General features: G+C 69.7%; 7 protein-coding genes and 3 pseudogenes. 2 read left to right on the plus strand and 8 right to left on the minus strand.

Going from position 1 to position 12,646, the window contains the following annotated elements:
* The first annotated feature begins 6 nt into the window (after positions 1–6).
* Positions 7–1,335 (plus strand): aminotransferase class I/II-fold pyridoxal phosphate-dependent enzyme, encoded by a 1,329-nt coding sequence (locus tag A5701_RS20970; RefSeq protein WP_067758256.1) that lies wholly within the window; start codon positions 7–9, stop codon positions 1,333–1,335.
* 12 nt (positions 1,336–1,347) lie between these two features.
* Here A5701_RS20970 and A5701_RS28340 read toward each other — a convergent pair whose 3' ends face one another.
* The 7 genes and pseudogenes from A5701_RS28340 to A5701_RS21000 all read right to left on the minus strand — a co-directional run bounded on the left by A5701_RS28340 (position 1,348) and on the right by A5701_RS21000 (position 11,777).
* Entirely contained in the window at positions 1,348–1,494 is a 147-nt protein-coding gene (locus A5701_RS28340; protein ID WP_156670189.1) for a hypothetical protein, read from the minus strand.
* A gap of 52 nt (positions 1,495–1,546) precedes the next feature.
* On the minus strand, positions 1,547–3,289 hold the full coding sequence (treZ, locus tag A5701_RS20975; protein WP_067758261.1) for a malto-oligosyltrehalose trehalohydrolase: 1,743 nt from the start codon (positions 3,287–3,289) through the stop codon (positions 1,547–1,549).
* Positions 3,282–5,582: a malto-oligosyltrehalose synthase gene (treY, locus tag A5701_RS20980; protein ID WP_067758263.1), complete on the minus strand. Its 2,301-nt coding sequence runs from the start codon at positions 5,580–5,582 to the stop codon at positions 3,282–3,284. Before treY ends, treZ begins: the two co-directional genes overlap by 8 nt.
* Before the next feature lie 3 nt (positions 5,583–5,585).
* Complete coding sequence (gene glgX / locus A5701_RS20985; protein ID WP_067758265.1) at positions 5,586–7,778, minus strand: glycogen debranching protein GlgX; 2,193 nt, start codon at positions 7,776–7,778, stop codon at positions 5,586–5,588.
* Positions 7,779–7,812: 34 nt separating this feature from the next.
* Positions 7,813–9,969, minus strand: a complete 2,157-nt coding sequence (locus tag A5701_RS20990; protein WP_067758268.1) for an acyltransferase family protein — start codon at positions 9,967–9,969, stop codon at positions 7,813–7,815.
* Positions 9,970–10,342: 373 nt separating this feature from the next.
* Positions 10,343–11,011: pseudogene (gene ripD, locus A5701_RS20995) on the minus strand (NlpC/P60 family peptidoglycan-binding protein RipD); the annotation flags it as partial.
* A 313-nt stretch (positions 11,012–11,324) separates the two neighbouring features.
* Entirely contained in the window at positions 11,325–11,777 is a 453-nt protein-coding gene (locus tag A5701_RS21000; RefSeq protein WP_067758281.1) for a hypothetical protein, read from the minus strand.
* Between the two features lie 62 nt (positions 11,778–11,839).
* On the opposite strand from A5701_RS21000, the pseudogene A5701_RS21005 reads away from it, so the two are divergent.
* Positions 11,840–12,487: pseudogene (locus A5701_RS21005) on the plus strand (aminotransferase class III-fold pyridoxal phosphate-dependent enzyme); the annotation flags it as partial.
* On the opposite strand, the pseudogene A5701_RS27690 reads toward A5701_RS21005, so the two are convergent.
* Positions 12,468–12,646: pseudogene (locus tag A5701_RS27690) on the minus strand (aminotransferase class III-fold pyridoxal phosphate-dependent enzyme); the annotation flags it as partial. The pseudogenes A5701_RS21005 and A5701_RS27690 overlap by 20 nt on opposite strands.

The following is a 12,646-nucleotide window of genomic DNA, read 5'->3' on the forward strand; positions in this document are numbered from 1 at the left end:
GATTGCGTGCCAGTACAAAACAGCATAACCGGGACCGGTGCCGATTCCATAGCCGCCAGCATCGAGGAGGCCATCTCGGCCGGCTCGCTGGCGCCCGGCGACGCGCTGCCGCCCGTCCGCGACCTCGCCGCCCAGCTCGGCGTCAACGCCAACACCGCGGCCGCGGCCTACCGCCTGTTGCGGCACCGCGGGGCGGTGGAGACCGCCGGCAGGCGCGGCACCAGGGTGCGGCAGCGCTCGGCGACCACGCCACGATCCCTGCTGGGGCTCGACGTCCCCGCCGGGGTGCGCGACCTGTCGACCGGCAATCCCGACCCCGCCCTGTTGCCCCTGGCGGGGGCGTCGCTGCCCGGCCCGGTCGGGGGCCGCCCGGTGTTGTACGGGGAGCCGGCCATGTCGGCGGCCTTGGTGGAGTTCGCCCGGGCGGCGCTGTCCGCCGATGGTGTCCCGGCCGAGCACCTCGCGGTGACCAGCGGCGCGCTCGACGGCATCGAGCGCGTGCTCACCGCGCACCTGCGTCCCGGTGATCGGGTCGCCGTCGAGGACCCGGGCTGGGCCAACCTGCTCGATCTGCTTGCCGCCCTTGGGCTTTCGGCCGAGCCCGTTCGGGTCGACGACGAAGGGCCATTGCCCGCCGACCTGGCGCGGGCGCTGGACCGCGGGGTGCGCGGGTTGATCGTCACCACCCGCGCCCAGAATCCGACGGGGGCGGCGTTGTCCGCGGGCCGCCGCGACGAACTACGAAACCTGTTGGTGCGCCGGGCCGCTGACCTGCTGGTGGTCGAAGACGATCACTGCGCGGGCATTTCGGGCGCGCCGCTGCACACGGTGGCGGGCGTGACCGAGCGGTGGGCCTTCGTGCGGTCGGCGTCCAAGGCGTACGGCCCGGACCTGCGCGTGGCCGTGCTGGCGGGGGATCGGCGCACCGTCGAGCGCGTGCACGGCCGCCTGCGGCTGGGGCCGGGCTGGGTCAGCCATCTGCTGCAGGACCTGGCCGTCAGCCTGTGGTCCGACCCGGCGGCCGCGCGCCTGGTCGCCACGGCCGAGCGCAGGTACGCCGACACCCGCCGGCGGCTGGCGACCGCGCTGGCCGAGCGCGACGTCGCCGCGCGTGGCCGCTCCGGACTCAACGTGTGGATCCCGGTGCCCGACGAGACCGTCGCGATCACCCGGTTGCTGGGCGCGGGCTGGGCCGCGGCGCCGGGCACGCGGTTCCGCATCGGCACGCCCCCAGGCATCCGCGTCACCATCGCGGACCTCGGCGCCGACGAGATCGACCCGCTGGCGGACGCGATCGCCGAGGCGGTGCACGGCGCGGGCCGCCCCAGCGTCTAGCCGAGGGTCAGATTATTCGGTGCGCCCGAGGCCGGGGCCGGTCCACAACAGCTCCACGCTGCGTTGTGGCGGCGCCTCGTGGGGCGGGACGAGCGGAGCCGAAACCGGCTGTTTCTTCCTCAGCAAGCCGATCCACCGGCCGAACACGGATTGATCCATGGGCGAATCATCGGCGGTCGCGCGCCGGGCCGCGCACCGTTGTCCACAGGCGTCAGCGCTGCTCGCCCACCGCGAGGATGGCGAGCGAATGCCCTTCGAGCACCGTCTTGTCGGCGTCGACCGCGGGGTCGCCCCAGGCCAGCACCACGTCGCCGGCGACGGGCACCGTCGCCGCCTCGGCGCCGAGGTTGCACACGATGCGCAACCGGCCGCGGGACACGCTGATCCAGCGTTGCTCCTCGTCGAAGTCGACGGCGAGGTGCGCCAGCCACGGATCGGCGAGGTCGGGGTCGCGGTGCCGTAACGCGATCAGGTCGCGGTAGAACCGGTGCAGCCGGCCGTGCTCGCCGGAGTCCACCTCGGCCCAGTCGAGCTTCGAGCGCTGGAACGTCTGCGGGTCCTGCGGGTCGGGGATGTCGTCGGCGTCCCAGCCGTGCTCGGCGAATTCCGCCTTGCGCCCCTCCGCGGTGGCCTTGGCCAGCTCCGGTTCGGGATGCGAGCTGAAGAACTGGAACGGGGTCGACGCCGCATACTCCTCGCCCATGAAAAGCATTGCGGTGAAGGGCGTTCCGATGGCGAGCGCGGCCTTGATCGCCAGCTGGCCACCGGACAGGTTCTGCGACGGTCGGTCGCCGAGCGCCCGGTTGCCGACCTGGTCATGGGTGCAGGTGTACGCGACCAGCCGGGTGCCGGGGATCCCCGAGTTCTCGGTGGTGTCCAACGGGCGCCCGTGGCGGCGGCGCCGGAACGACGAATAGGTGGCGGCGTGAAAGTAGCCGTGGCGCAGCGTCCGCGCCAGGGTGGCCAGGCTGCCGAAGTCGGCGAAGTAGCCCTGGCGCTCGCCCGACACCGCGGTGTGGATCGCGTGGTGGATGTCGTCGGCCCATTGCCCCGTGAGGCCGTAACCACCCCGGTCGCGGGGGGTTATCAGCCGCGGGTCGTTGAGATCGCTCTCGGCGATCAGCGACAGCGGGCGACCCAATTGTCGTGACAGCCAGTCGGTTTCGGTCGCGAGCTCCTCGAGGATGTGGATGGCGGTCGTGTCCACCAGGGCGTGCACGGCGTCCAGGCGCAGCCCGTCGGCGTGGAAATCGCGCATCCAGCGCAGCGCGCACCCGATGATGTAACGCCGGACCTCGTCGGAGTCGGCGTCGGCGATGTTGATGCCTTCGCCCCACGGGTTGCTCGCCGACGACAGGTACGGGCCGAACTTGGGCAGGTAGTTGCCCGACGGGCCGAGGTGGTTGAACACCGCGTCGATCAGGACGCCCAGGCCCCGCGCGTGGCAGGAGTCGACGAACCGGACCAGGGCGTCGGGGCCGCCGTAGGGCTCGTGCACGCTGTACCACTGCACCCCGTCGTAGCCCCAGCCGTGCGTTCCGGCAAAGGAATTCACCGGCATCAGCTCGACGAAGTCGACGCCGAGATCCACCAGGTAGTCCAGCTTCTCGATGGCCGAGTCGAGGGTCCCCTCGAGGGTGAAGGTGCCGAGGTGCAACTCGTAGATCAGCGCGCCCTCGACCGACCGGCCCTGCCAGTCGTCGTCGGTCCAGGCGGCGCCGGCCGGGTCCCACAGCTGCGAGCGGGCGTGCACGCCGTCGGGCTGGCGGGGCGAGCGCGGGTCGGGCAGCACCGTGGGATCGTCGTCGAGCACGAACCCGTAGCGGGCGTCCGCTGCCGCGTCCACGGACGCGTGCCACCACCCGTCGTCCGAGCGCGTCATCGGGTGCACGCGGCCCTCGACGTCGAGCCGGACCAGCTCCGGTTTGGGCGCCCAGACCCGGAATTCAGTCATGGTGGCGCTCCAGCAGCACGACGGGCAGCTCGGCGAACAGTTGGGCCGCCGCCGTCGGCCCGTCCGCGATGACGCCGGTGAGGGCGTCCTTCCAGGTGCCCTCGGGCAGCGCCAGCACCGTGTTACCCCAACCGGTTTCGGTCAGGCGCACGGTCCACCGGGTCACCGCGACCACGATGTCGGAGCCCCGGCGGAAGGCCAGCACGTGATCGCCGGCGTCGCCATTGGCCAGCACGGGAACGTAGTCGCCGCGCAGGAAGGTGTCCGGATGGGCGCGGCGCACCCGAAGCGCGGTCGTGACCACCCGAATCTTGGGATGCTCCAACGCCTTCAGCGCGGCCCGCCGGGCGGCGTAGTCGACGGCCCGCCGATTGTCCGGGTCCACCAGGCTGTCGTCCCACAGTTCGGTGCCCTGGTAGACGTCGGGTATCCCGGGCACGGTCAGGGCGAGCAGCTTCTGGCCGAGCGCGTCGCTGGCGGCGTGCGGGTTGAGCTGGGCGACGAGCTCGGTCAGCTGGCCGGCCACCGGGCCGTCGAACACACCGTCCAGCCACCGGTGCACCGCGTCCTCGAACTCGGTGTCCGGGTCGTTCCACGAGGTATGCCAGGCCGCCTCCCGAATGGCCTTCTCGGCGTAACCGTGCAGCCGCTCGCGCAGCTCCGGGCTGACCTCACCGGTGACCGGCCAGACGCCGAAGATGTTCTGCCACAAGAACTGTCCGGTCGCCGGGTCGGGGGAGGGCGCGTCGATCTCCCAGCGGGCGAGGAACTCGGTCCACAGCGACGGGACCTGTGACAGCACCCCGATCCTGGCCCGCACGTCCTCGCCGCGCTTGGTGTCGTGGGTGGTCAGCGTCGTCATCGTGTGCGGCCACAGCCGGGCCCGGGTGGCGGCGCTGTGGTGGAATTCCGCCGCGCCGACACCGAAGCGATGCGGTTCACCCCCGACCTCGTTGAGCGACACCAGCCGCGCGTCCCGGTAAAAGTAGCAGTCCTCGACTGATTTGGCGGTCACCGCACCGCAGAGCTGCTGCAGCCGGACGGCCGGCTCGCCGCCCGGGGCCAGCGCGGCGGCGATCACCTGCAGCGCGGGCCCCAATTCCGGTGACTGTGCCTGTGTTTCGGCCAGCGCCGTGGGCATGATCGCCGACAGCCCCGGGTAGTCGCAGCGGTAGACGCCGATGTGGGTGAGCAGCGTGGCCACCGCTTCGGGCAACCGCGGGTGGTCGTCGCCGGCCGCGGCCACGATCGCGCGGCGCAGCCGGCGCAGTTCGCTCGCGAGGGTGTCGGTGGCCGCACGGATCTTGAGTTCCGCCAACATCTCCGGCGCCGCTCCGTAGTCCAGACCCGCCGACTCGACGAGCTCGGTGAGCGCGGGCGCGCCGCTGGGGTCGACGAAGACCCCGCCGATCTCCCGCAGCACGTCGTAGCCCGTGGTGCCGCCGATCGGCAGCGTGGGTTCGAGCGCCTCGTCGACCGCCAGGATCTTCTCGATCACGATCCAGGTTTGCGGCCCAACCGATTCTCGCAGCCAGGCCAGGTAGCCGCAGGGGTCGGAAAGCCCGTCGGGATGGTCGATGCGCACACCGTCGACGAGTCCCTCGGCGGCCCACCGGGCAACCTCGGCGTGGGTGGCGTCGAACACGGCGCGGTCTTCCTGGCGCAGCCCGGCCAGCGAGGTGATCGAAAAGAAGCGCCGATAGCCGCACACGCCGTTGCGCCAGCCCACCAGGCGGTAGTGCTGGCGGTCGTGAACCTCGGGCCCGGTGCCCTCGGCGGTGCCGGGCGCGATGGGAAGCGCCAGGTCGCCCAGCCGCAGCAGGTCCCCGTCGACGTGGAGGTCTGCGGCGTCGTCGTCGGAGCCCAAGATGGGCAGGACGATGCGGCCGTCCTCATCGAGGTCCCAATCGATGTCGAAATACGTTGCGTAGTCAGACGAACGGCCGTGCCGCAACACGTCCCACCACCATGCGTTCTGTTGGGGCTGGTCGATTCCCACGTGATTGGGCACGATGTCGACGATCAGGCCGACGCCGCGCTCCCGCGCCGCGGCCGACAGCCGCTCGAGGCCGTCGCGGCCGCCCAGCTCGGGGGAGACGGTCGTCGGGTCGGTGACGTCGTAGCCGTGATTCGACCCGGTGGCCGCGGTCATGATGGGGGACAGATAGAGGTGGGACACCCCGAGTTCGTCCAGGTAATCCAGCAGGCGTTCCGCGTCGGCGAAGGTGAACGCGAACCCGCTGGCCTCACCGCGCAGCTGCAACCGGTAGGTCGAGAGTATGGGAAAAGGCATGCGTCACATGGTCTTACGTAAGACCAGAAGCGATCGCCCGGGCAACGAGACCTTCTCTTCGGCATTCACCACCTGGTCGGCCTCACCCGTCGGGTGGTTGGTGTCCAGTTCCACGGTCCACTCCTGCGCATAGTCGTCGTTCGGCATCACGAACTCCACGGGTTCTTCGCCGGCGTTGAAGCACAACAGGAACGAGTCGTCGACGACCCGTTCACCGCGCGCGTTGGGCGCGGTGATGGCCTCGCCGTTGAGGAACACCGCCACACATTTGTGAATGCTCTCGCCCCAGTCCTCGTGCGTCATCTCCCGGCTGCTGGGATTCAGCCAGGCGATGTCGCGGACCTCGTCGCCGGTGCGGATCGGTTCACCCTCGAAGAACCGGCGGCGCCGGAATACCGGGTGGGTCTTGCGCAACGTGGTGACCTTGCGCGCGAAGGCCAGCAGGTCCGAATTCTTGTCGACCAATGACCAATCCATCCAAGACAATTCGGAGTCCTGGCAGTAGACGTTGTTGTTGCCGTTCTGGGTGCGGCCCAGCTCGTCGCCGTGCGCGATCATCGGCGTGCCCTGGCTGAGCATCAGCGTCGCCCAGAAGTTGCGCATCTGGCGACGGCGCAGAGTCAAGATGTCCGGGTCGTCGGTGGGCCCCTCGACACCGCAGTTCCACGAGCGGTTGTGGCTTTCGCCGTCGCGGTTGTCTTCGCCGTTGGCCAGATTGTGTTTCTCGTTGTAGGACACCAGGTCGTTGAGCGTGAAGCCGTCGTGGGCGGTGACGAAGTTGATGCTGGCGCTGGGGCGCCGTCCGGTCGCCTCGTAGAGGTCCGACGACCCGGTCAGCCGGGACGCGAACTCGCCTAGGGTCGCGGGCTCGCCCCGCCAGTAGTCACGCACAGTATCGCGATACTTCCCGTTCCACTCGGTCCACAAACCCGGGAAATTGCCGACTTGGTAACCGCCCTCGCCGACGTCCCACGGTTCGGCGATCAGTTTGACCTGGCTGACGATCGGATCCTGCTGAACCAGGTCGAAGAACGCGCTCAGCCGGTCGACGTCGTGCAGCTCCCGGGCCAGCGTGGCGGCGAGGTCGAAACGGAAGCCGTCGACGTGCATCTCGGTCACCCAGTAGCGCAGCGAGTCCATGATGAGCTGCAGCACGTGCGGGTGACGCGGGTTCAGGCTGTTGCCCGTGCCGGTGTAGTCCTTGTACAGCCGCAGGTCGGAGTCGACGAGCCGGTAGTACGCGGCGTTGTCGATGCCGCGGAAGTTGATCGTCGGCCCGAGGTGATTGCCCTCGGCGGTGTGGTTGTACACCACGTCGAGGATCACCTCGATGTTCGCCTCGTGCAGGCTGCGCACCATCGATTTGAACTCGGCGACGCTGGAGGTGCGATTGGCCGCGTACTGGTTGTGCGGCGCGAAGAACCCGAAAGTGTTGTAGCCCCAGTAGTTTCGCAGACCCAGGTCCAGCAGGCGGGAGTCGTGCATGAACTGGTGCACCGGCATCAGCTCCAGCGCGGTGACGTTGAGCGACTTGAGGTAGTCGATGATCACCGGGTGGGCCAGGCCGGCGTAGGTGCCGCGCAGTTCGGCGGGGATGCCGGGGTGGGTCTGGGTCATGCCCTTGACGTGGGCCTCGTAGATCACCGTTTCGTGGTACGGGGTCAGTGGCGAACGGTCCGAGCCCCAGTCGAAGAAGGGGTTGCTCACCACGCTGGTCATGGTGTGGCCCAGGGAGTCGACCATTGGCGGCGTCCCGGGGTCGGCGGCGTCACCGTCGGGGTGGACGGCCTTCATGTCGTAGGAGAACAGCGCCTGCCCGAAGGTGAAATCCCCGTGGAAGGCCTTGCCATACGGGTCGAGCAGCAGCTTGCTCGGGTCACACCGGTGGCCGGCCGCCGGGTCGAAGGGCCCGTACACCCGGAAGCCGTAGCGCTGGCCCGGCGAGATGTTGGGCAGGTAGGCGTGCCACACGTAGCCGTCGACCTCGTCCAGGGGAATCCGTGACTGGCCCCCAGCGTCGTCGATCAGACACAACTCGACCTTCTCGGCAATCTCGGAGAACAACGAGAAGTTGGTCCCCGCGCCGTCATAGGAGGCACCGAGGGGATACGGGTTCCCCGGCCAGACGGTGGCCAGTTTCGGCTGTTGGTTACCAGCTACGCCTGCTGCTGAAGCGTGATTGTCGGTCGGCACCATCTGACCTTATCCGCGGTCGGGGCGGCGGGGCGCGTCACCACCAACCGGTATTGGCCGCGATCTGGCGGCCCAATTCGCCCACCATGGTCCGTACGTAAGTGGGGGTCAGGTGGTGGGCGCCGTGGTAGATCAGCACGTTTCCCTCGACCGGCCGGCACACGTCGGCGCGGCAGATCGCATCGGACATGTCGAGCACCTTCAGCAGCGGGAATTGTGTGACGAAGTCGAGGGTCTGATTGCGGTCGGAGAGCGCGTCGGAACGCTTGATCGCGCACGACTGGGGGCTGCCGCCCTTCTTGGCCAGGCAATCCGCCGGGTCGAACGGCTGGCCGTTTTTGACCAGCCACGGGGTGTCTCGCATGCCGAGGATCGGAATGTTGTTGTCCGAGAACCGCTGCCAGATTCCGATGTAGGTCGCCGGCATCACGTCGCCGGGCTTGATGTTCCACGGCCGGGTGGTGGTGGTGAACACGTAGTCGGGACGGTCGGCGATCACCCTGTCCATCGTCTGTTCGACCCACTGCCGGCACTGCGGGTAGGCGGCGTTGTTGCCCATGATCAACGGGACTTCCTCGGTGGACAACGGGCAGCCCATCTTGAGGTACGTCACCACTTTGAAGTGATGCATCTTGCCGAGCAGGTCGAGAGCGGGCAGCCAGTGTTCGGCGTGGGACCCGCCCGCCAGCGCAATCGTGCGGTCGGCGGCCACGTCGCCGTAGGTGCACGCCACCACCGCCGGGTTGACGAAGTCACTGATGCAGCCGTCGCGGGTGGAGACCGGCAGATCCTCCTTGACCTCCAGGACGCTGGGCCGCATCGGCAACGCGGGCACCCGCACGTGTTCGGTCAGGGCGCGCGCCCCCGGATAGTCCTGCGGGTTGAGCACGCTGAGCTCCTTGCCCGCGGCCCGCAGGACCGTGACGTGCTGGCGCCACGTGAACGACGTCGCGGTCAGCGTGACCCCCAGCAGCACGATCGCCGTCCCCAGCGCCATCGTGGGCCTGGGCAGGCGCGCCAGCCAGGCGGGCGCGGTCGCCGGTGACCTCCCTGCGGTCCGGTAGCGCAGCGGGTCCTCGACGAGCCGGGTGGTCAGGTAGGCCAGCAGGCCCGAGACGAGCAGCACCGCCGCACCCTCGACGAAGCCGGCGTGCCGGTGCCCGCTGAAAGACAGCCAGAAGATCAGCAGTGGCCAGTGCCACAGGTAAAGGGAGTACGCCATCGCGCCCAGCGCGACCAGCGGCCCGGCCGCCAGCAGGCGATTGGGCAGCGGCAGCCGGTTCCCGGTGGCGGGGCCGCCCTGCAGGTTGGCCCCCGCCAGAATCATCAGCATGGTGGCCCCGACGGGCACCAGGGCCCAGGGGCCGGGGAATTCCTTCACGCCGTCGATCAGCGCCCCGCACGAGACGATCGCCGCCAGCGCCAGGGTGGCCACGACCGTTCGCAACCACATCGGCCAGCGGATGGCAGGCACCAGCGCACCGACCAGCGCGCCGAGCAGCAACTCCCAGCCGCGCGCGAAGCTGTTGTAGTAGGCGGCTGCCTGGTCACCCTGATGAGCCACGATCGCGTAGACGAACGACGCCACCGTCAGCGCCGTCAGCAGCACCAGGAAGAGGGTGCGCAGCCGGCGGCCCAGCGGACGCCTGAACAGGTAGGCGCACGCGGCGATCAACAGCAGGAAGCCGACGTAGAACTGGCCCTGCACCGACATGGACCAGATGTGCTGGAGCGGACTGACGGCCTCGCCGGCGCGCAGGTAATCGGACGCCGTGTTGGCCAGCTCCCAGTTCTGGTAGTAGCCGAGGCTGGCGAGGCTCTGGTCGGCGAAGGTCTCCCAGCGGGTCTCCGGTTGGACCAGGATGGTCAGCACCGCGCACCCGGCCAGCACCACGACCAGGGCGGGCACCAGGCGGCGCACGAGCCGGACCACCTCCGCCACCGGCGACAGGGTGACGGCAGGGTTCAGCGCCGCGCGAATGATCTTGCCGCCGAAGAAGAATCCGGACAGCGCCAAGAACACGTCGACGCCGCCCGAGACCCGGCCGAACCAGATGTGGAAGACGGCCACCAGCGCGATCGCGATGCCGCGCAGGCCGTCCAGGTCGTAGCGGTAGAACCCCGAATTGCGCGCCGCCGTACCGACCGGTTCCGCGGTCGCGACCGGTCGGTGAGACGGGGACAGGATCGGCATGATCGATCGCTAATTTACCGAAAACCGCCACCCGCTCCGGTTTAGGAGCAGGTGGCGGCGGTCGGGGGCCCCCGAAAAGCCGGGGAATCTACCGGGCGGTGCCGGGCGCCGTCGGGAGGAACGGCGATTGCTGCGGCGGCAGCAGCTGCACCGGGGCCTGCGGTGCCGGAAGTTGCTGCGTCGGCAGCTGCTGGACCGGCGCCTGCGGCACCGGGACCCGTTGCAGCGGGGCCTGTTGCAGCGGCGCCGGCGGGGCCGGGAGCTGCTGCACCGGCGCCTGCGGCAACGGGAGCTGGCCGGACTGCTGCTGCAGCGGCGCCTGCTGCACCGGGGCCTGCTGCGTCGGGAGTTGCTGGACCGGGGCCTGCTGCGTCGGGAGTTGCTGGACCGGGGCCTGCTGCGTCGGGAGTTGCTGCACCGGGGCCTGCTGCGTCGGGAGTTGCTGCACCGGCGCTTGCTGCGTCGGCGCCTGCTGCGCGGGCAGTTGCTGCACCGGTGCTTGCTGCACCGGAGCCTGCTGCGGCAGCTGCTGGACCGGCGCCGGCTGGACCCCGAGGACCCGGACCAGGTAGGGAGCCATGCCGTTGGCGCGCACCGGCGACACCTGGACGACGTCGCCCACCTCGAGCATCTGGTTGTTGCCCAGGTACATCGCGACGCTTTGGGTGCCCTCGGGGCCGTAGAAGATCATGTCGCCCTTTTGCGCTTGCTGGGGCAGCACCTTCTGGCCGACCCGGTAGATCGCCCCCGACGAACGCGGCAGCTTGATGCCCGCGCCGGCGTACGCGTACTGCATCAGGCCTGACGCGTCGAATCCGACGGTGTTGATGCCCGTCCCGGTGCCGCGGGTCGGGCCGTTGATCCCGCCGCCGGCCCAGGAGAACGGCACGCCCCGCTGCGACAGCCCGCGCGCGATCACCACGTCGGCGGCCTGCTGGTAGTCCATCGGCCGGATGCCCGGGTCGGCGGAAGCGACCACGGGAGCGGCCATCGGTGCGGCGAACAGCGCCAAACCGATCGCGAAGGCGTAGATGCGTTTCATTGTCTTGGCCTCTCAGGGGCTCACTGGCCTCAGCGCGGTGACTTCGCGCGTCCGCCGCCGTTCCATGACTGGGCGACAGCCTCCCCGTTGGGACCGACGCCGCTGCATGACACTTGCGGATGTGAACAGCGGTCCTGTTTTCACATCAGTCACTGCAGCCACTCTGACAACAGAAGTTGTTAGCCGCCAGGCCCCGGCGGGATTTTTTGTCGGAACGTGACCGGACGGTGACTGGGCGGCCCAAATCCGGGTGCGCAGTTGTGATTTGGGTCTCAGTCGCGCGTGCGCCGGCCGGACCGGGGCGTGGCGGCGCCTACGCCCAATAGCGTTCGCTGAACACCGTCAGCAGCGAGCCGACGAGGGAGCTGAGCATGATCAGCGCGAGGGCCAGGACCGGCCAGAAGGACATGTACCAGCCCTTCAGGAGCGAAACGACCGGCCCGAGGACCGCGGCGGCGATTGCAGCCCCGATGCCGCCCCACACGATCGGGCGGATGTAGTAGTCGACCCCGAAGGGCACCGGCCCGCACGTCTCGTCGGCGCAGACGTGCTCGAGGAAGCCGAAGAGGCGGTCCGGCCACGCCGTCGCGGTGGCCAGGACGATGAGCAGCGCCAGCAGCGCGACGGTGCAGGCGACGTCCCAGGGGGCCAGCCGCACCCGGATGACCCGCGGCGCCTCGTCGTCGTAATTGGCCAGCAGGGAATTGGTGGTCGCGGTCGGAGGGGCGCCCGCGGCGGGTTCACCGGGGGTTTGCGGCGTAGCCATCGGATCCCATGCTCCCCGATGGGCGGATTTTGTGCGACTCGGCTGCTTTACCCTCGATCACTATGCCTGCGGCGAGGGCCGGGTTGACCCCCGGGCAGATCAGCGCGATCGACGCTGCGCACCTGTGGCACCCGTACAGCACCATCGGCGGCGAAGCCGTCGCGCCGGTGGTCGCGGTCGCCGCGCGGGGGGCCACGTTGACGTTGATCCGGGACGGCGAGCCGATCGAGGCGCTCGACGCGATGAGCTCGTGGTGGACCGCGATTCACGGGCACGGCCACCCGGTGCTGGACGCGGCGCTGACCACGCAGCTGGGAGTGATGAACCACGTCATGTTCGGCGGGCTCACGCACGAACCGGCCGCCCGGCTGGCGCAGCTGCTGGTGGACATCACCCCGGCCGGGCTGGACACCGTGTTCTTCAGCGATTCCGGATCGGTGTCCGTCGAGGTCGCGGTCAAGATGGCGCTTCAGTACTGGCGCAGCCGCGGCCGGCCCGGCAAGCACCGGCTGATGACCTGGCGGGGCGGCTACCACGGCGACACGTTCACGCCGATGAGCGTCTGCGATCCCGACGGCGGCATGCACACGCTGTGGACCGACATCCTGGCCCGCCAGGTGTTCGCCCCGCAGGTCCCGCGCGACTACGACCCCGGCTACACCGCGGCGTTCGAGCAGCAGCTCGCCGAGCACGCCGGCACAGCTCGCGCAGGTCGCGCAGGTAGCGGGGGTCGTGGAAGCGCATCCCGCCGGCGCCCTGCACCACCGGTTCGACGATGACGGCCGCCAGTTCGCCGGCGTGCTCGGCGAGCTGCTGCTCGAACGCCGCGGTGTAGCCGGGGTCGTAGTCGCGCGGGACCTGCGGGGCGA

It is taken from the genome of Mycobacterium sp. E3305 (genome assembly GCF_001666785.1).
Lineage (GTDB): Bacteria > Actinomycetota > Actinomycetes > Mycobacteriales > Mycobacteriaceae > Mycobacterium.

Excerpts from the sequence above, each read along its gene's own strand:
- glgX (WP_067758265.1), bottom strand. The coding sequence starts at position 7,778 with ATGGTGCCGACCGACAATCACGCTTCAGCAGCAGGCGTAGCTGGTAAC.
- treZ (WP_067758261.1), bottom strand. The coding sequence starts at position 3,289 with ATGACTGAATTCCGGGTCTGGGCGCCCAAACCGGAGCTGGTCCGGCTC.
- treY (WP_067758263.1), bottom strand. The coding sequence starts at position 5,582 with ATGCCTTTTCCCATACTCTCGACCTACCGGTTGCAGCTGCGCGGTGAG.
- A5701_RS21000 (WP_067758281.1), bottom strand. The coding sequence starts at position 11,777 with ATGGCTACGCCGCAAACCCCCGGTGAACCCGCCGCGGGCGCCCCTCCG.
- A5701_RS20990 (WP_067758268.1), bottom strand. The coding sequence starts at position 9,969 with ATGCCGATCCTGTCCCCGTCTCACCGACCGGTCGCGACCGCGGAACCG.
- A5701_RS28340 (WP_156670189.1), bottom strand. The coding sequence starts at position 1,494 with ATGGATCAATCCGTGTTCGGCCGGTGGATCGGCTTGCTGAGGAAGAAA.